The sequence below is a fragment of the Thermomonas sp. genome (assembly GCF_035369645.1).
Taxonomy (GTDB): Bacteria; Pseudomonadota; Gammaproteobacteria; order Xanthomonadales; family Xanthomonadaceae; genus Thermomonas.
The window spans coordinates 1-17,552 of sequence record NZ_DAOOUM010000007.1; the positions used below are offsets into that span (position 1 = coordinate 1).

A 17,552-nucleotide genomic window follows, 5' to 3' on the forward strand; every position below is an offset into this window, starting at 1 on the left:
CGCATCTCGGGATCAACATCCCGGGACAACGCGGGTTTACCAGAACTTGCGGATCGTCGTGGCGCAGTCGGCGACCCTGAGCGAGAAAATAAACGCTGAAACAGGGTTGAAATCCAATTACTCAAGCGCATCCCCCACATCTAGCCAGATGCGGCAGAGTGGCATAACCCTAGGTTTGCCACAATGCACACGGCCGGCATGGATTGAGATGTGTCAGGCGATGGGATGCGGGATCTTCAGCGCCCGCCGCCGCCAAATAACGAACTGCCAATTTTCAGCGCGTCGCCCAAACCCAGTTGGCCATCGCCGTCTTGATCGAGCAAAGAGCCCAGCAGCCCGCCACCGGCACCGCCTTGCTCGCGGATGGCTTGGTGTTCTTGCCCCAACAAGCCGCTGAGTGCATCCGCACCACCGGCATCACCCGACATCCGCTTGCCCAGATAGGCCATCACGATCGGGGCCAGCATTTGCAGCAGCTGACCAGACTGCGCATGCGGCAAACCAGTGGCTTGGGCCACGCCAGCCTGTGCGCTGTCTTGTTGGCCACCAAAAATATGCCCCAAGATGCCGGCCCCATTGCTGGCCGCATCGCCACCACCACCCAATACCGCGCCCAGCACGCTGCCGATATCCAGCCCACTGTGGTTGTTTTGCAGTGCGCCCAACAAGGCTTGCGCACCTTCGGGGCTGGCGGCATTGCTGCCCAGTTTGCCCATCAGCAAAGGCAGGGCGGTGCTGATGGCACCCGACGCCTGTGCGGGGTCAAGCCCCAGTTGGCTTGCGATTTGTTGCAGGGGCGCGCCTTGTAGCTGGGCGGCAAGGTCTTGGGTCATGGCGGTCATGGGGCATTCCTGCGGAGGTGAACGCCCATCCTACGATGCACTGCCAGCAAGTGCGCGTGAATATGACGGCAACTTATATCGCCGGCCCGTCGATCCGTTTACCCCAGTCTTCCACCGCGCCCTGCTGCATGCGGCGTTCGATGATTTTCCGCCACGAGGGCACCAAGGGCAGTGCCAGCGCGGGTTCCAGCAGGGTGGGATCCAGCACGCGGTCGTAGAGCAGGCGCGCCAGCCGCGACAGCGGCCAATCGGGATGGGCGCGTTCGCGCAAGATCAGGCTATCGCCTGCGTGTGCGCTGCCGGCTTGCAGCACGCGGTAGTACCAACCGCTGCGACCGCTGTCCTGCACGCGGCGGGCCATGTCGGGGACGCCGAAGCGGTCGTTGAGCTTCCAACAGGGCTGCCGGCCTTGGCTGACTTCCAGCACGGCCGTGCCCAGTTGATAGCGGTCGCCCAGGCAGACATCGGCTTCGGTAAGCCCTTGCGTGCTGATGTTTTCGCCGAACGCGCCGGGTTGTTGCAAGATGGGCGAGTTGCCTAGTTCACTGCGCCATGCGGCGTAATGCTCGAACGCGTAGTGATGCACCGCCTTGTCGATGCCGCCATGCACGCGCGGGTCACCCTGTTCGTCACCTTCCAGGCCGAGCTCGCCAATCAGCACATGGCCTTCGACCGGGGTTTTGTGGATGCCGCTGCGCGTACCGGGGCGCGAGTAGGGCAGGGCCTTGCCACGCAGGAGCGCATCGATGGCGATGGGCCGAACGTGGTTCATGCCAACGCCTTCAGCCGGTACAGCGCCTCCAGCGCCTGCTTGGGCGTAAGATCGTCGGGATCGATACCGGCCAGTGCGTCCAGCGCGGCAGACGATGGAGCGAACAGGCCGAACTGCTGCGGTGCATCCAATGCGGGCGCACTCATCGGTGTGACCGGGACATCACGGTTATGCGATTCCAATTCGGCCAGCCGTGCTCGCGCCTGTTGCAGAGCAGCTTTGGGCAAGCCAGCCAAGGCCGCGACCTGCAAGCCGAAGCTGCGGTTGGCGGGGCCGGGGCGCACCGCGTGCATGAACACCAGCGCGTCGCCATGCTCGACTGCATCCAGATGCAGATTGGCAATCCCGCTGCCGGGTTCGGCCAGTGCGGTGAGTTCGAAATAATGCGTGGCAAACAGGGTGTAGCTGCGGTTGGCTGAGGCCAGCTGGCGCGCCACGGCGTCGGCCAGCGCCAAGCCATCGTAAGTGGAGGTGCCACGCCCGATTTCATCCATCAACACCAAAGAATGCTCGCTGGCGTGATGCAGGATGTAAGCGGTTTCGCTCATTTCCACCATAAAGGTGGACTGCCCGCGGGCCAAGTCATCGCCGGCGCCGATGCGGGTGAGGATGCGGTCGATCGGGCCCAGCGTGGCGCGTGCGGCAGGCACGAAGCTGCCGATGCAGGCGAGCAGCACGATCAACGCGTTCTGGCGCATGAAGGTGGATTTGCCGCCCATGTTGGGGCCGGTGATGATGTACATCCGCGTCGCGTCGTCGAACACCAAATCGTTCGGCTCGAACGGCGCATCGCGCAGTGCCTCCACCACCGGGTGGCGGCCACGTTCGATATGGATGCCGGGTGCCTCACGCAGCGTGGGCATCGCCCAATCCAAGGTTTGCGCGCGCTCGGCAAAACAGGCGAGCACATCGAGTTCGCTCAGCGCCAGTGCACAACGGCGCAAGGGTTCCAGCGCGTCGTTGAGGGTGTCCAGCACGCCGTCGTACAGTAATTTTTCACGCACCAGCGAGCGCTCGCGTGCGGACAGCACCTTGTCTTCAAATTGCTTCAACTCTTCGGTGATGTAGCGCTCGGCACCGGTCAGGGTTTGCCTGCGCGTGTAGTGCACCGGTGCTTTGTCACTCTGGCCTTTGCTGATTTCGATGTAGTAGCCGTGCACGCGGTTGTAGCCCACTTTCAGGGTGGGAATGCCGCTGCGTTCACGTTCGCGCAGTTCCAGATCAATCAGGAATTGATCGGCATGGGTGGACAGTCGGCGCAGCTCGTCGAGTTCTGCATCGAAACCTTCGGCAATCACGCCGCCGTCGCGGGCCAGCAGGGGCGGTTGGGTGACGATGGCGGTGTGCAAGTAGTGCGCGGTGGCGGCATGTTCGCCCAACTCCGCGCCCAGTGCGGCAAGGCGTGGGGAATCCAGCGGTGCCAGCAGTTCACGCACCTGCGGCAGCAGCGCCAAGCCATCACGCAACGTCGAAAGATCACGCGGCCGCGCGCTGCGCAGGGCCACCCGCGAGAGGATGCGTTCCAGATCGCCCAGCCCGCGAAACGCGCTGCGCAGGCTGTCATCGGCGCGGGCTTCGAGCAAGGTTTGCACGGCGTGATGGCGCTCACTGACGACCTTGCGGTCGCGCAGCGGCCGGTGCAACCAGCGCCGCAGCAGGCGCCCACCCATCGGGGTCACACTGGAATCCAGCACGCCCAGCAAGGTGGCCTTCACATCGCCATCCACGCGCGAATCCAGTTCCAGATGGCGGCGCGTGGCGGCGTTCATCGCGATGGCGTCGTCGCTGGTTTCCAGCGCAATGCTGCGCAGATGCGGCAGGCGCTGTTTTTGGGTTTCTTCCACATAGCCCAGCAGCGCGGCGCTGGCGGCAATGGCCAGCGGTTTGTCGTCGATCCCGAACGCGCCCAGGTCATGCAGATTGAAGCATTGCAGGAGTTGGCGACGGCCGGACTCGGCATCGAACAACCACGGCGCACGCCGCCGCAACCCGCGCGCTTCCAACACCGCAGGCGGCCAGCCGTCTTCGTCGGCAATCAAGGTTTCCACCGGCTGCAAGCGCGCCAGTTCGGCTTCCAATGCGTCCTCGCCGGTCACTTCATTGGCCCGCAGGCGGCCACTGGCCAGATCCGCCCAAGCCAACCCATAGCCGTGCTTCCCGCGTGAAATGGCTAACAGCAGGGTGTCGCGGCGTTCGTCCAGCAGGGCCTCATCGGTCACCGTGCCGGGGGTGACGATGCGCACCACCTTGCGTTCCACCAAGCCTTTGCTGAGCGCCGGGTCGCCGATCTGCTCGCAAATGGCCACCGATTCGCCCAGCGCCACCAAGCGCGCCAGATAGCCCTCGGCGGCGTGGTAGGGCACGCCCGCCATCGGGATCGGCTGCCCGGCCGAACTGCCGCGCTGGGTCAGGGTGATGTCCAGCAAACGTGCGGCCTTACGCGCATCGTCGTAAAACAGTTCATAAAAATCGCCCATGCGGAAGAACAACAACACCTCCGGATGCTCCGCCTTGGCGGCGAAGAATTGCTTCATCAGGGGGGTGTGTTCGGCCGGTTTGTCGGACGACTTGGGTACTTGGCTCACGGAATCCACGGGTCTGTGCAATCAGCAGCACCCACCAGGGGTATCGGCATACGAGTTGATGGCGGCGGCGGCGACGCCGGTGGTTTCGCCGCGTAGGCTGGCGGCGTGGTGATCGGCGACCACGCGGGCCACGCAGGCGGTGACCGCTTTGCCCATCGGGATGTGCAGAAATTCGTTGGGGCCGTGGGCGTTGGAGTGCGGGCCCAGCACGCCGGTGATCATGAACTGTGCGCCGGGGAATTTCTCGCCCAGCATGCCCATGAACGGGATGGTGCCGCCTTCGCCCATGTACATCGCCGGTTTGCCGAAAAATTCCTGGCTGGCGTGGTCGATCGCGCTTTCCAGCCACGCGGCGAGGGCGGGGGCGTTCCAGCCGGTGCTGGCTTTTTCCAGAGTCAGACTCACGTGTGCACCATACGGTGGGTCTTTCAGCAGCACGTCCTGCAGCAATTCGCCACCGCGTTTGCCGTCCAATGTGGGCGGCAGACGCAGGCTAAGTTTGACTGCGGTGAACGGACGCAGCACATTGCCGGCCGAGGCCAGCGGCGGAATGCCATCCATCCCGGTGATCGACAGTGCCGGCCGCCATGTGCGGTTGAGCACCAGCTCGGTGCGGTCGCTGCCCATCGGGGTCATACCGGGCAGGAACGGGAACTTGTCGAACACTTCATCGCCCAGCACGTCGGCCACTTTGGCGGCCTGTGCCAGACGGTCGGCCGGGATGTCCACATGCAGGCCATCCACCAAAATGCGGCCGGTGTCTTCGTCTTCGATGCGTGACAGCAAGTCACGCAGCACGCGGAAGCTGGACGGCACGATGCCCGAGGCATCACCCGAGTGCACGCCCTCGGAGAGCACGTTCACGGTCAGATTGCCGCCGGTCAAACCGCGCAGCGAGGTGGTGCACCACAGTTGTTCGTAATTGCCGCAGCCCGAATCCAGACACACCACCAGCGAGGGCTTGCCGATGCGGTCGGCCAGATGGTCCACATAGAACGGCAGGTCATTGCTGCCGGACTCTTCGCAGCCTTCAATCAAAATGACGCAGCGCGCATGCGCCGCACCTTGCGCTTGCAGGGCCATCAGCGCGGTCAGTGAACCAAAAATCGCATAGCCATCGTCCGCGCCGCCGCGCCCGTACAGGCGGTCGCCTTCCAGCACCGGCAGCCACGGGCCCTTGTCTGCATCCCAACCGGTCATTTCCGGCTGCTTGTCCATATGCCCGTACAGCAATACGCAATCATCGTTGCGGCCGCCATTGCTGGCGGGGATGTCGATGAAAATCAGCGGCGTGCGGCCATCAAGACGCACCACTTCTACCTGCATCCCAGGGATGGTTTGCGCTTTGGCCCAGGCTTCCAGCAACGTCACAGCGCGATCCATATGCCCGTTTTGCACCCAATCGGCATCGAACATCGGCGATTTATTGGGAATTTTGATGTATTCGATCAATTGCGGGACGATTTCAGCATCCCATTTGGCGGCCACGAAGTCGCGGATTTGGTTGCTGTCGAGATGGCTGGTGTGCATGGCGTCCCTGAACTGTGTGGCGATGATTGTTCCAATTGTAACGCTGGTATGTAAAACCCCAGCATTGGATGGCGCAGCGCTGGGGGTCAGATTTTTCCTACCCGCATTTGCGGGAAAGTCCGATGGTGAACCCATACAAATCCGATAGCCTGTTGCACACGGAGCAAGCAAGCTGTGTTTGGCCCCACGCATGGCATGTTTGGGGGATGTGGAGGAAAGCGAGTCAAGGTTATGAGAGTGTTGCTGCAATGTTGTCTTGTGCTGCTGGTGCTACTTGCTGGCCATGTGTTGGCGGCAGAGCGGGTCAACATCAATACCGCCGATGTTGCGACGTTAGACCGCGAATTGGTCAATATCGGCCCGGTCAAAGCGCAGGCCATCGTTGATTACCGCACCGCCAATGGGGCGTTTCGTAGTGCTGAACAATTGGCCTTGGTCAAGGGGATCGGCTTGAAAACCGTGGAAGCCAATCGCGACAGAATTACCGTCAACAATGCGCGGCCTGTGGTGCAGCCACTGGGGCACTCCGCCACGCCGCAGTTACAACAATTGGCACATCAATGAGTTTGTACCGATGTGCCGCAAATGCACCGTGCAGTGAGCACAAGGGTTGACCATGCCATGCCAGAAGCACACATCACATCACGCATCCTGCATGCGGCCGATTACCGCAGGATGCAGTGGAAAAATGGTGCGGGCTGGACATCGGAAATCCTGCGGGTCCCGGATTGCGACGATTGGGATTGGCGCCTATCGATTGCCGATGTCGATGCCGACGCACCGTTTTCTGCATTTGCCGGGGTGGATCGCTGGTTGATGCTGCTCGCGGGGAATGGCATGCGCCTGCGGTTTGACGATGGCCACATCCAAACTCTCGTGCCTCCGCATGGTGCAGCGCAATTTTCTGGGGAGCGCGCACTGACCGGCGAGCTGTTGGAGGGTGCCAGTCGCGATTTCAATGTGATGTGGAAGCGTGATCGCTTGGCCGTACAAACGTGGAAGCGGCCATTGGTGGGGCCGATGGTGTTGTTTGTGAGTCCGGGCTTGACCTGGTGCATCCACGTGTTGGCGGGGCAGGCGGAGTTTTCTGCGGAGTCAGGTTTGGGCCTGATGCAGCAAGGCGACACCGCGATGTTGCAGGCACAGGACGGACGCAGCCGATATGCCTTGGAAGGCGGTGGCGAGGTATTGCTAGTTCGGCTTCAAACATTGCCTCCAAGCTAGACACCGACAAACGGGTTTCAGGGTCAAAGGCGACGGTGAAGGAACCACCGTTGCTGCGGCACAAGGATGTGCCGCACTTCTTTCATTTAGGGTGCGATCTTGCGCTTCAGCGCCATCGCAACCGAGGGTGGCAGGCTGGGCAGGGCGCGCAGCATCCATGGCAATAGACGACGTTTGCTGGCCGACAGCGATTGCGGCACCACCGCCTCGATTAAATGCGGGCCGGGTTGCGTCAAGGCCTTGTCGAGGGCTTGGCAAAAATCGCTGGCAGTGGCCGCACGGCAGGCAGAAACTCCCATGCCCTGTGCTAGCTGTACAAAATCCAGCACCGGGCCATGCAAATCCAACTGTGCACGGGCCTTGGGGCCAGCCCGGCCGGCACCCACCCGGTCCAGTTCGACGTTGAGCACCGAATAACTTGCGTTGTTGAAAATAATTGTGGTGACGTTGAGTTGCTCGCGGGCCAGTGTCCACAGGGCTTGCAGGGTGTACATGGCGCTGCCATCGCCGATCAGGGCGATTACCGGACGATCTGGGCAGGCAATCGCAGCCCCTACCGCATTGGGCAGGCCTTGCCCAATCGCGCCGCCGGTGAGGGTGAGCAGATCGTGACGGGGAGCGCCTTGGGTCATCAGGCCCAGCAGCAGCCCCGAGGTGATGGCCTCATCGATGATGATGGCGCGTTCGGGCATGATCGCCGCCACCGCTTTGCAAACTTTGGCGGCGCTTAGCCGACCACGCGGCCGGGTTGGGCGTTGCGGTGCTTGCAGTACCGGCTGGGTCTGCGTGGCGTGAAGGGCGCTGGCCAGTAACTCGAGGCTGGCAACGGCATCTTGCGCGGGTGTCGCCAGTGTATGCACACGGCAGCCGGCAGGCACCAGTTCGCTGCGCTTGCCGGGATAGGCAAAGAACGACACCGGCGCTTTGGCATCGACCAAGATCAAATGATCGAAGCCGGTTAGCTGCACGCTGGCCAGTTCGGCCAGATAGGCAATGCGCTCGATGGTGGGCAGGCCCGCGCCGCGTGGTAGGCGGGTAGGAAATACTTCGCAAAATAATTTGACCCCACAGCGTGCGGCAATGCGCGCTGCGGCCAACAAGGCCGGTTCTTGCAGGGCCTGCCCACCCAGCAAGAGCGCACATTTGCCATCGCTGCGAATGGCCTCGGCAATTGCCTGCAAGGTGGCCGAATCGACAGCCTGTGGGGTGGGGGCCGGGGCGGGTGGGCAGGGCGTGCCGCCTTCGCCCCACGAGACATCGGCCGGCAGAATCAAGGTAGCCACTTGTCCGGGTAGGCCACGTGCTGCGGTGATTGCTTCCACGGCATCGTGGCAGAGCTCTGCGGTGCGCTGCGAGGTGCGCACAAAGCCGGGCGAGACATTGCGCGCCACGGTTTCGATATCCGATTGCAGCTGTGCATCCAGCGGCACGTGGTAGGTGGCATGGTCACCAATGATGTTGACAACGGGAACCTTGCCTTTGCGCGCGTTGTGCAAATTGGCCAGCCCATTGCCTAGCCCGCAGCCCAAGTGCAACAAGGTGGCGGCGGGTTTGCCGGTCATCCGCGCGTAGCCGTCGGCGGCACCCGTGGCCACACCTTCAAACAAAGTCAACACCGCGCGCATGCGGGGTTCGGAATCCAGCGCGGCGACAAAGTGCATTTCGCTGGTACCGGGGTTGGAGAAACAGACAGTGATGCCAGCATCGGCCAGCGTTTTCATCAAGGCTTGCGCGCCGTTCATCATAAAGCCCTGTTCAAAGTCCGGTGGTGATGGCGTGCGCGGCTGCGCGCGCAGTGAGGATACAGCCGGGCAGAAAGGTACCTTCCAGCGATCGCTTGCCGCAGGCACCGCCGCCGCCAAACCCAGCAGCCTCACCCACGCAATACAAACCGGGGATGGGTTGACCATTGGCATCCAGTGCGCGGCTTTGCAGGTTGGTGCGTAGCCCGCCCAAGCTCTTGCGGGTAATCAATTGCATGCGAATGGCAATAAAAGGACCGGCACCGGGTTTTTGTAGTGGCGCCGGTTTGCATGTGCGCAAGCGATCGGGGCCCCATTGGCGGGCGTGCAGAATGCGGCGAATCTGGTCGTCGTTATGCAGGCTGTTACCCCGGCTGAAATTGGCGTCGAAGGCATCGGCGCTGGCTTGCAGGGTTTGCGCGTCGATATCCTCGGTGCCGGTCAGTGCATTCATCTGTGCGGCTAACCCGGCAAGGCTGGCGTCGGTAAGAACGTCGCGGCTTTCGGTTTGCATCTGATGCACGAGCTGGCGATTGCCCAACAAGATTTCGGAGAGAAATTGCAGTTTTTTTTGATCCCGGATGCTGGGGTTGTGCTCGGCGCCGGAGATGGCGAATTCTTTCAGCGCAATGCGCCGATTGAGCAGGTGCCACGTCCACGGGCGCTCTTGCTGTGCAACTTGTTGGCATAGCCAATGGGTATCGAACCCGGTCGTCAGTGGCACCGGGCCGATGCGCTCGCCCCGATGATTGAGCCACAAGGCCGACTTGCAGGGGATGGTGGATAAACCATGCCCCTCGAAATGTGGTTTGGGATGGGCAATCCCGGCGGCGTAGTTCCACATTTCACCGGCGTGAGTGAGTTGTGCACCCAAGCCGGCGGCCAAGTAATGCAGGCGACCATCCGCAAACGGGTGCGCGCCATTGAGCATGGTCATGGGTTGCGGCCGGTTGCGTGGCCAGTGTTTGCGCACTTCGTCCAGACTGCCATTGATGCCACCCATGGCCAGCACTACATGGTCGGCATCGATGCGGGTTTCTTCGCGCGTATCTTCGTTGACCACCAAGGCGCCGGTAACCCCGCCGGCACCATAGTCCAAACCGATGGCGCGGTGCCGATGTAGCAATGTGAGCTTCGCGCCGCTGTTGACTTCGTGTAATGCCGAGATGAGCCGGCGTACCAAGGTGGTCGCGCCTCCCCAAAGCACGTGATAGCGCGGCAGGCTATTGCCTTCACCATGCAGGCCGCGTTCTACCCAATTAACCGCAGGTAAAAACCCCAGCCCCAGCTGTTGCAACCAGTCATACACGTGGGTGCGGGAATGCTCGACGTAGTAGCTTGCCCATTGGATCGGCAGCGGGTCGTTGGGGTCTAGCTCGCCAAAACGCAGCCAGTCGCGCAGGGCGATTTCGGGAGTATCGAGAATGCGTTTGCGTGCTTGCAGGGGGGTGCCGACCAGCGCCATCCCGCCAAATGCCCACAGCGCCAGCCCGCCAAGACGTTCGGGGGTATCGCGATCAACCAAAATGACATCACGACCCGCGCGGAGGCATTCCAGCGCAGTCACAATACCGGCCAATCCGCCGCCGATGACCAGCACATCCGATTGCAGTGTCGCCATGCGTTGTCTCCAAATGTCTGTGCATCATGACCCGGAGCATGACGCAAGAAAAGGCATGATCTGGATGGATGATGAGGACCCCCGCCTAACGCGCCAAGCCATCGTGCAGTGGGCGCGCCTGCAAGGGCGTGCCGTTGGTCGTGGTCAGGCCGGTTGCGGGGTGATCAAGCGGCAGCACGGCCAGTACAAGGGTGTCTTGCGCGCAGACCACGCTGCCAAGCACACGCGCATCCGCATGGATGTCGCTGCCGGCAAGGACGGGTGCATCGGCCTCGAACAACGCCAGTCCGCGTTTGGCCTGGCCCAAAAAATGCGTGCGGGCGACGATTTCTTGCCCCGGGTAACAGCCTTTTTTCACACTGAAAGCGGCCAGTCGTTCCAGCGAGAGTTGTTGTGGGGTCCACTGCTCGGTTTGCGTGGGGGGCAAGCGCGGTAAGCCATGGGCGAGGTCAGCGGCATTCCAGCGAGCAAGCGCGCTGGCATCATCGGCAGCGGCCACGCTGACAATGCGTAGCGTGCGCGGGCCAGCGTTGGCGGATAGATCCAAGTGGATGCCATCTTCACTGCTGGAGTAGGTATTGCCGCAGGCTTGCGCCGGCGGACTAAAGCTGCCGGCAACATGCAAATCTGCGCGCGGCATGAGGGTCAGTTTGCTGCGAAACACATAGCGCCGCAGTTGTTCGGCAAAGGTGTCGGCGGCGATGTCGGGCAGCAGCAGCCACAGCGTTTCGGCATCCAGTTTCAGCAATGCAAACAGCGCAACCACGCGGCCTTTGGCGGTCAGCCAGCCGTTCCATTGCCACTGGCCGGGGGCGATGGCGGCCACGTCGTTCATGAATTGCGCCTGCGCAAATGCAATGGCATCGCGCCCGCAAATGGCAAGCACGGTATGGGTTTGTAGGCGGAACTCGTGGGCTGGTGCGGCTTTTGGGTTGTCGTGCATCGTCTGCGAGGCGTAAACTTGGGGAATCGTGAATGCGTCGATCATAGGCCAATCCGCCCCCAACCCCGCGTCTGGTAACGCTGCGGTTCCTATTTTGGAGCCCGCACCGCCGCCGGTTTCGCCACCAGTGCCTGCCGTTGAACACGGCGGGCGCGATGGCCCGGAGCCAACCCGTTATGGGGATTGGGAAAAGAACGGCCGTTGCATCGACTTTTGATTTTATCCACGCGGCACTGCCGCCCAACCGGAGAGCCCCCGCATGGCGACCCGCGAACGTCCGCTGTCACCCCATTTGCAGGTTTATCGCAAACAGGTGCAGATGATGACTTCGATCACCCACCGCATCACCGGCGTCATGCTGGCGGTGGGTATCCTTGGTTTGGTTGGGGCCTTGTTGGCCTTGGCCGCCGGCCCGCAACGCTGGGCCGCTTTCACCGCTTGCGCAGGCTCACCGCTGGGCCTGTTGGTAATCTTTGGCTTTACGTGGGCGCTGGCCTATCACTTCATCAATGGGGTGCGGCATTTGCTGCAAGACACCGGCGCAGGGTTTGCGATCCCGGATTTTATCCGCAGTAGTTGGATTTCAGTATTTGGCAGCATCCTGCTGGTGGTGCTGGGCTGGGCTTTTGTGCTGATGCGTTGGGGGCAGGTATGAGCAGTAGCAGCAATGATTTGCGCACGCCCTTGAAGCGCGCACGCGGGCTGGGCTCGGCCAAAGACGGCACCGGGCATTTCATTTGGCAGCGGGTCACCGCGATTGCAGTGGCGCTGTCGGGCCTGTGGTTGCTGGGTGTGTTGTTATCGCTGCGCACCGCGCACTATCAGTTCATTCGTGACTTGGTGGTGGACCCGATCAATGCCACCGTGCTGGTAGTGTTTTTGCTGAGTGCGTTCTGGCATGCCCGCTTGGGTGTGCAGGTGATCATCGAGGACTACGTGCACACGCCGCTGACCGCCGGAGTTGCACATTTCGCCAATATTTTCGTTTGCGCGCTGGCGTCCATCGCCGGTGTGTTCGCGGTGCTGCGCATCGCGCTGGGGAGCTGATTCACGATGTCTGCCTACAAGATTCAAGAACATAAATTCGACATGATCGTGGTCGGGGCCGGCGGTGCGGGCTTGCGTGCCACCTTTGGTCTGGCCGCGAAAGGCTTGCAAACGGCCTGCATCACCAAGGTGTTCCCCACCCGTAGCCATACCGTGGCCGCGCAAGGCGGCATTGCCGCCGCGCTGGCCAATATGGGCGAGGACGACTGGCGCTATCACTTCTATGACACCGTCAAGGGCGGTGACTGGTTGGGTGACCAGGACGCCATCGAATACATGTGCCGTGAAGCAATTCCGGCAGTGATCGAGCTGGAGCACTACGGGGTGCCGTTTTCGCGCACCGACGATGGCAAGATTTATCAGCGCCCGTTTGGTGGCATGACCACCAAGTATGGCGAAGGCCCGTCGGCGCAGCGTACTTGCGCGGCGGCCGACCGCACCGGCCACGCCATGCTGCACACCCTGTACCAGCAAGCGCTGGCGCACGATGCGCGATTCATGATCGAGTACTTTGCGCTGGATCTGATTTTTGATGACGAAGGCGTGTGCCGCGGCGTGTTGGCGCTGGATATGGCCGAAGGCACCTTGCACCTGTTCCGTGCGCAAGGCGTGGTGCTGGCCACTGGCGGTTACGGCCGCGCGTATTTCAGTGCCACCTCGGCACACACCTGCACCGGCGATGGTGGTGGCTTGGTGGCGCGCGCCGGCCTGCCGCTGCAAGACATGGAATTTGTGCAGTTCCACCCCACCGGCATTTACGGTGCGGGCTGCCTGATCACCGAAGGCGTGCGCGGCGAAGGCGGGATCTTGCGCAACAGCAATGGCGAGCGGTTCATGGAACGCTACGCCCCGCATTACAAAGATTTAGCCTCGCGCGATGTGGTGTCGCGTTCGATGACGATCGAAATCCGCGAAGGCCGCGGCGTGGGCGCGCACAAGGACCACATCCTGCTGGACTTGACCCATCTGGGCCCCGGCGTGATCGACGAGCGCCTGCCCGGGATTGCCGAAAGCGCCAAGATTTTTGCCGGCGTGGACGTGCATAAGCAACCGATCCCGGTGATCCCCACCGTGCACTACAACATGGGCGGCATCCCCACCAACTACCACGGCGAAGTGGTGCGCAAAGTGGGCGACAACAATGACGCGGTGGTGCCGGGCCTGTACGCCATCGGCGAGGCCGCTTGCGTGTCGGTACACGGCGGCAACCGTTTGGGTTCCAACTCGCTGCTGGATTTGGTGGTGTTTGGCCGCGCGGTGGCCAACCGCTGCGCTGAAACCATCACGCCCGGCGCAGCGCACAAGCCGCTGGCCGCCGATGCCTGCGACAAGGCGCTGGGCCTGCTGGACAAGTTGCGCCACGCCAACGGCGGCACCCCAACGGCGGTGATTCGCGACAATATGCAGCGCACCATGCAGGCCGATGCGGCCGTCTTCCGCACCAGTCAAACCCTGAAAGAAGGCTGCCAGAAAATGGCGCGGGTGTTTGATTCGTTCCAGGACGTGAAAGTGTCCGACCGCTCTCTGGTGTGGAACTCGGACCTGATCGAAACCTACGAATTGAACAACCTGCTGATCAATGCCGTGGCCACGATCAATTCGGCCGAGCAGCGCAAGGAAAGCCGTGGCGCGCATGCGCACGAGGACTTCCCCGACCGCGATGACACCAACTGGCAGAAGCACACGCTGGTCAACGTGGATGAGAAGGGCGCTTGCAGCTTCGACTTCCGCCCGGTGCACATGTACACCCTGAGCGACGAAGTGGCGGTCGTGCCGCCCAAGCCGCGCGTTTACTGATCCGGGGACTCCAAGAACATGGCTGAATTTACCCTCCCGAAGAACTCCCAGATCCAGAAGGGCAAGCATTTTGCGGCGAAAGACGCAAAGCACACGCGCATCTTCAAAATCTATCGTTGGAGCCCGGACGACGACCAAAACCCGCGCACCGACACCTACGAGGTGGATCTGGATACCTGCGGGCCGATGGTGCTGGATGCGCTGATCAAGATCAAAAATGAAATTGATCCCAGCCTGACCTTCCGCCGTTCCTGCCGCGAAGGGATTTGCGGGTCGTGCGCGATGAATATCGACGGCACCAATACGCTGGCCTGTATTTGCGCCATCGAAAGCTGCAACGGCAAGGACGAAGTGCCCATCTACCCGCTGCCGCATTTGCCGGTGGTCAAGGATTTGGTGCCAGACCTGACCCATTTCTACGCCCAGCACGCCAGCATCAAACCGTGGTTGCGTACGCAAACGCCGGCACCGCCAGACCGTGAGCGCCTGCAATCGCCCGCCGACCGCAAGAAGTTGGATGGCCTGTACGAATGCATTTTGTGCGCCTGCTGCTCCACCTCCTGCCCCAGTTATTGGTGGAATGGTGACCGTTATTTGGGCCCGGCGATTTTGCTGCAAGCCTACCGCTGGATCGTGGATAGCCGCGATGAAGACACCGGCGCGCGCTTGGATGAATTGGAAGACCCATTCAAGTTGTACCGCTGCCACACCATCATGAACTGCGCCCGCACCTGCCCGAAGGGTTTGAACCCGGCCAAGGCGATTGCCGAAATCAAGAAGCTGATGGTGGCGCGCAAGGTTTGATTCTTGTGTGGATGCAATAAAAAAGCCGCTACGGGTGAAGGTAGCGGCTTTATTGAGGGCTCCGGAATCCAGTGTGGGTTTTGGGCTTTTCGGCTCTTGTTGACGTTTAAGTTATAAATCGGATTCTAGATGTTGGAGCCGAGGGTGTGTGTACTACTGTGAGAATCGGATTTCACTGTGGGTTCGCTCAAGGTGCCAAGTGACCGATTTCCTGCAGCTCCGTAGCCTCAAAACCGTTGCCGTGGACGTCTGTCTCTGACGGCGAAGGTTCGCTTCGAGACGCCTCGCATGCTGGGGATCGATGAGGTCAAGGTCATCGGTGCGTACCGGGCCATGATCACCTATGCCTATTCCGCTATCAGTGCGCAGACAGCTCCAGGGGAATAGCCCCATTCGGACTCCCCACAAAGACGTACTTCCCTTGGAGTTGACGAAGGAAGAGGACATAGGATTGCCCGGCGGTGCAGCACTTGTTGCGATGCTCGGCGATCGTATCGTCCACTACAATCTCAATGCGTTTGCCGATGTCAGCTTTGCCCTTGAGCACACCAGCCACACGGGCTTCCACACGGTAAAACTTGTCGAATTCCTTGACTGAATGTGGAAGCGGTTTAACGCCATCTACCACGACAATCAGTTCGGCCTTCGCCACGCGATCTTCAATTGAAGGGTTGGGCCGTTCGACGGCGCAGGCATTGCCAGCGATAACTACCGTCAACAGAAGCGACCATCTACTCAACATGGTCGGGCTCACGCTTGCGTAGATCTGCGTCGGGGATTTCGATCCGCACCTTATTCTCGTTATTGACCGCATTGCCTGTGTCCTGGCCCACGGCACCAGGAATGGCGTGGCCTACGAGTTCGTGCATGAGCGTACTGGCTGCGGTTTCCGTAAGTGAAGCACCTGTCGAGGTCTGAATATCGCCTGTATAGCTCTGCCCAGTGATCATGACGTTCTGATCGGACAGGCCATTGCCCAAGGCTTGGGTGAGGCCCCCATTGACCTGCACGGATTCACCTGTGTGTGCGTTGGTATAGGTGTTGCCGATCGAGACATTGATAGTGTTCTCGCTAGCAATTGCTTGATTCAAGCGGCCCGAGTAGTAGGAAGAGAAACGAGACGTATCACCCGAACTTTGCGTCTGCTGTAGTGTCCCTTCGCGATTGAAGCGGTAAACACCAACGGCCATGGAATTGATCATGCGCTCGACACGTGCCCGATCTGCTGGATTAGTCGCCCGTATTTCACGACCATCTGGATCGGTGAACTTGTAGGGGTTATTGGTGGCATAGTGATAGCGATTGAAGGTCACGGGCTGATTGGCTTCAGCCTTCACCGGGTCAACGGACAGCCACCGCGCTTCGCTAGTTCCGGAGATTAGAACCAGCATCGCCACAAGAAACGCATGAACAATGTTCCGCATCACTGCTCCCTCTTTGCCTTCTCGCGCTGGATCGATTGCAGGTAAGCCGTATCCTGCTCGGGTGACTTCTGCTCCCAGCCTAACGCCTTGGCCTTCTCAAACCAAGCCAGGTTTTCCCGGTCAAGGCGCTGGAACTCCGCTACCTTGTCCGCCGGAATTTCCGCGACCTTCTGGTACTTACGCAGGTAGCGATCTCGCAGTTGCAGGAAGTGGGCATTGCCCTTCCAGATCATCGCCACGGTGTCCTTGGAATTGGCCGCCAAAGCCAAATCGGCTACTACCATCAGGGCGTCTCCATCATCCTGCCGCCCGTAATGCTCCATCAGAGTGCTGACGATGACACCGACGCTCTCGTGTGGATACAGCGGCCGCAGGTAGATCTCGTTGTCCAAGGCGGTCTGACTGATTCCGGTGTCGCGGACGTAGCTCTCATATCGCTTGAAGCCGCCGCCGGTTGCCTCGATGTATACCCAAGCCTGCTGAGAGTCGTCCGCGAACATCGCCATGACGTGATGCGGTGCCGTGGACAGTGTGATGGTCAGGCCGAGCCTCTGGCCCAGAATCGCGACCAAAATGGGCATCGACACGCAATTGCCCTTGCGGGTCGCCAGATAGGTTGCCAACCGCTTGTTGAAGAGATCCTTGCCTAGCGGGTCATCCAGGTCATAGCTGAAGGGCCTGCCATCGTTCCAAGGCCCAGGCTCGTACATGGTCTTGAGCAGCGCATCAACCGTTTGGCGACCATTGGCACCTGCCGGCATGTTCGAGCGGATCGCGCGTTCCCAGTGATCCAGCTCTCGCCGAAGAGCCGCCGTGTCGGTGCTTGGATCGATCAGCCGGTCCACAGCCAGCTTGGCTTCGGCGAAGTTCACCCGGTCATCTGGCAAGGCAAACTGCGCCTTCAAGTCGGCCAGAGGGTCAGAGGCAACAGCCGGAGGCATTGCTGCCGTAAGCAGCAATCCTGTCAGCAAGAAAAGCCAGAAGCGGCGAACCGGATTTCCCATGCGTCCGACCAAATTTTCGGAACTCTAGTCCGGCCAAGTGCTGACTGTCCAATCTAGGAATGCCAAATTCCACATCGAAGGCTGACCTTGGGAAGTAGCCAAGGGCAGGCAAACCTACAGACCCAAGCTCAAGAGACAAGAGCAGCTAGAAGCCGTCTCCTATATTCAAATCCGGACACCCCTTTTTTTGTGCTTGCCGATGCCAAGCATCCACCGT

General features: G+C 61.0%; 17 protein-coding genes. 7 read left to right on the plus strand and 10 right to left on the minus strand.

Annotated elements, in window-relative coordinates; all coding sequences use genetic code 11:
- Positions 1-236: 236 nt before the first annotated feature.
- The 4 genes from PK789_RS02325 to PK789_RS02340 all read right to left on the minus strand — a co-directional run bounded on the left by PK789_RS02325 (position 237) and on the right by PK789_RS02340 (position 5,729).
- On the minus strand, positions 237-842 hold the full coding sequence (locus PK789_RS02325) for a DUF937 domain-containing protein (protein WP_324306748.1): 606 nt from the start codon (positions 840-842) through the stop codon (positions 237-239).
- A 73-nt stretch (positions 843-915) separates the two neighbouring features.
- Positions 916-1,614, minus strand: a complete 699-nt coding sequence (locus PK789_RS02330) for an MOSC domain-containing protein (protein WP_324306749.1) — start codon at positions 1,612-1,614, stop codon at positions 916-918.
- A complete protein-coding gene (mutS, locus tag PK789_RS02335; RefSeq protein WP_324306816.1) occupies positions 1,611-4,148 on the minus strand; it encodes a DNA mismatch repair protein MutS in 2,538 nt (845 codons plus the stop codon). Before mutS ends, PK789_RS02330 begins: the two co-directional genes overlap by 4 nt.
- Before the next feature lie 72 nt (positions 4,149-4,220).
- On the minus strand, positions 4,221-5,729 hold the full coding sequence (locus PK789_RS02340) for a M20 family metallopeptidase (protein ID WP_324306750.1): 1,509 nt from the start codon (positions 5,727-5,729) through the stop codon (positions 4,221-4,223).
- Positions 5,730-5,960: 231 nt separating this feature from the next.
- Here PK789_RS02340 and PK789_RS02345 point away from each other — a divergent pair, with 231 nt between their 5' ends.
- A complete protein-coding gene (locus PK789_RS02345) occupies positions 5,961-6,293 on the plus strand; it encodes a ComEA family DNA-binding protein (protein ID WP_324306751.1) in 333 nt (110 codons plus the stop codon).
- A gap of 57 nt (positions 6,294-6,350) precedes the next feature.
- Complete coding sequence (locus tag PK789_RS02350; RefSeq protein WP_324306752.1) at positions 6,351-6,953, plus strand: HutD/Ves family protein; 603 nt, start codon at positions 6,351-6,353, stop codon at positions 6,951-6,953.
- Between the two features lie 86 nt (positions 6,954-7,039).
- Here PK789_RS02350 and PK789_RS02355 read toward each other — a convergent pair whose 3' ends face one another.
- The 3 genes from PK789_RS02355 to ygfZ form a co-directional block, all read right to left on the minus strand.
- Positions 7,040-8,695, minus strand: coding sequence for an acetolactate synthase large subunit (locus PK789_RS02355; protein ID WP_324306753.1), 1,656 nt, complete (start codon positions 8,693-8,695; stop codon positions 7,040-7,042).
- A gap of 13 nt (positions 8,696-8,708) precedes the next feature.
- Positions 8,709-10,316, minus strand: a complete 1,608-nt coding sequence (locus PK789_RS02360) for an FAD-dependent oxidoreductase (protein ID WP_324306755.1) — start codon at positions 10,314-10,316, stop codon at positions 8,709-8,711.
- An 85-nt stretch (positions 10,317-10,401) separates the two neighbouring features.
- Positions 10,402-11,259 (minus strand): CAF17-like 4Fe-4S cluster assembly/insertion protein YgfZ, encoded by an 858-nt coding sequence (gene ygfZ / locus PK789_RS02365; RefSeq protein ID WP_503011874.1) that lies wholly within the window; start codon positions 11,257-11,259, stop codon positions 10,402-10,404.
- Between the two features lie 127 nt (positions 11,260-11,386).
- On the opposite strand from ygfZ, the gene PK789_RS02370 reads away from it, so the two are divergent.
- The 5 genes from PK789_RS02370 to PK789_RS02390 are packed head-to-tail and all read left to right on the plus strand — an operon-like array spanning position 11,387 to position 14,907.
- Entirely contained in the window at positions 11,387-11,476 is a 90-nt protein-coding gene (locus tag PK789_RS02370) for a DUF1674 domain-containing protein (RefSeq protein WP_503011873.1), read from the plus strand.
- A gap of 42 nt (positions 11,477-11,518) precedes the next feature.
- Positions 11,519-11,914 (plus strand): succinate dehydrogenase, cytochrome b556 subunit, encoded by a 396-nt coding sequence (sdhC, locus tag PK789_RS02375; RefSeq protein WP_324306759.1) that lies wholly within the window; start codon positions 11,519-11,521, stop codon positions 11,912-11,914.
- Positions 11,911-12,306 carry a succinate dehydrogenase, hydrophobic membrane anchor protein gene (sdhD, locus tag PK789_RS02380; RefSeq protein WP_324306760.1) on the plus strand — a complete coding sequence of 132 codons (396 nt, stop codon included), beginning with the start codon at positions 11,911-11,913 and terminating at the stop codon, positions 12,304-12,306. The genes sdhC and sdhD overlap by 4 nt, the downstream gene beginning before the upstream one ends.
- Positions 12,307-12,312: 6 nt before the next feature.
- Positions 12,313-14,103, plus strand: a complete 1,791-nt coding sequence (sdhA, locus tag PK789_RS02385) for a succinate dehydrogenase flavoprotein subunit (RefSeq protein ID WP_324306761.1) — start codon at positions 12,313-12,315, stop codon at positions 14,101-14,103.
- A gap of 18 nt (positions 14,104-14,121) precedes the next feature.
- Entirely contained in the window at positions 14,122-14,907 is a 786-nt protein-coding gene (locus tag PK789_RS02390; protein WP_324306762.1) for a succinate dehydrogenase iron-sulfur subunit, read from the plus strand.
- A 358-nt stretch (positions 14,908-15,265) separates the two neighbouring features.
- Here PK789_RS02390 and PK789_RS02395 read toward each other — a convergent pair whose 3' ends face one another.
- From PK789_RS02395 to PK789_RS02405, 3 genes are read right to left on the minus strand one after another with little or no spacing between them, the layout of a single operon-like run.
- Positions 15,266-15,625 (minus strand): hypothetical protein, encoded by a 360-nt coding sequence (locus tag PK789_RS02395; protein ID WP_324306763.1) that lies wholly within the window; start codon positions 15,623-15,625, stop codon positions 15,266-15,268.
- Between the two features lie 13 nt (positions 15,626-15,638).
- Positions 15,639-16,331, minus strand: a complete 693-nt coding sequence (locus tag PK789_RS02400; RefSeq protein ID WP_324306764.1) for an RHS repeat-associated core domain-containing protein — start codon at positions 16,329-16,331, stop codon at positions 15,639-15,641.
- A complete protein-coding gene (locus PK789_RS02405; protein ID WP_324306765.1) occupies positions 16,331-17,335 on the minus strand; it encodes a transglutaminase family protein in 1,005 nt (334 codons plus the stop codon). The genes PK789_RS02400 and PK789_RS02405 overlap by 1 nt, the downstream gene beginning before the upstream one ends.
- Positions 17,336-17,552 lie beyond the last annotated feature (217 nt).

Bases quoted from the DNA above. Each gene is read 5' to 3' on its own strand.
- PK789_RS02325 (WP_324306748.1), bottom strand. From the start codon at position 842: ATGACCGCCATGACCCAAGACCTTGCCGCCCAGCTACAAGGCGCGCCC.
- PK789_RS02330 (WP_324306749.1), bottom strand. From the start codon at position 1,614: ATGAACCACGTTCGGCCCATCGCCATCGATGCGCTCCTGCGTGGCAAG.
- mutS (WP_324306816.1), bottom strand. From the start codon at position 4,148: ATGAAGCAATTCTTCGCCGCCAAGGCGGAGCATCCGGAGGTGTTGTTG.
- PK789_RS02340 (WP_324306750.1), bottom strand. From the start codon at position 5,729: ATGCACACCAGCCATCTCGACAGCAACCAAATCCGCGACTTCGTGGCC.
- PK789_RS02345 (WP_324306751.1), top strand. From the start codon at position 5,961: ATGAGAGTGTTGCTGCAATGTTGTCTTGTGCTGCTGGTGCTACTTGCT.
- PK789_RS02350 (WP_324306752.1), top strand. From the start codon at position 6,351: ATGCCAGAAGCACACATCACATCACGCATCCTGCATGCGGCCGATTAC.
- PK789_RS02355 (WP_324306753.1), bottom strand. From the start codon at position 8,695: ATGAACGGCGCGCAAGCCTTGATGAAAACGCTGGCCGATGCTGGCATC.
- PK789_RS02360 (WP_324306755.1), bottom strand. From the start codon at position 10,316: ATGGCGACACTGCAATCGGATGTGCTGGTCATCGGCGGCGGATTGGCC.
- ygfZ (WP_503011874.1), bottom strand. From the start codon at position 11,259: ATGCACGACAACCCAAAAGCCGCACCAGCCCACGAGTTCCGCCTACAA.
- sdhC (WP_324306759.1), top strand. From the start codon at position 11,519: ATGGCGACCCGCGAACGTCCGCTGTCACCCCATTTGCAGGTTTATCGC.
- sdhD (WP_324306760.1), top strand. From the start codon at position 11,911: ATGAGCAGTAGCAGCAATGATTTGCGCACGCCCTTGAAGCGCGCACGC.
- sdhA (WP_324306761.1), top strand. From the start codon at position 12,313: ATGTCTGCCTACAAGATTCAAGAACATAAATTCGACATGATCGTGGTC.
- PK789_RS02390 (WP_324306762.1), top strand. From the start codon at position 14,122: ATGGCTGAATTTACCCTCCCGAAGAACTCCCAGATCCAGAAGGGCAAG.
- PK789_RS02400 (WP_324306764.1), bottom strand. From the start codon at position 16,331: ATGCGGAACATTGTTCATGCGTTTCTTGTGGCGATGCTGGTTCTAATC.
- PK789_RS02405 (WP_324306765.1), bottom strand. From the start codon at position 17,335: ATGGGAAATCCGGTTCGCCGCTTCTGGCTTTTCTTGCTGACAGGATTG.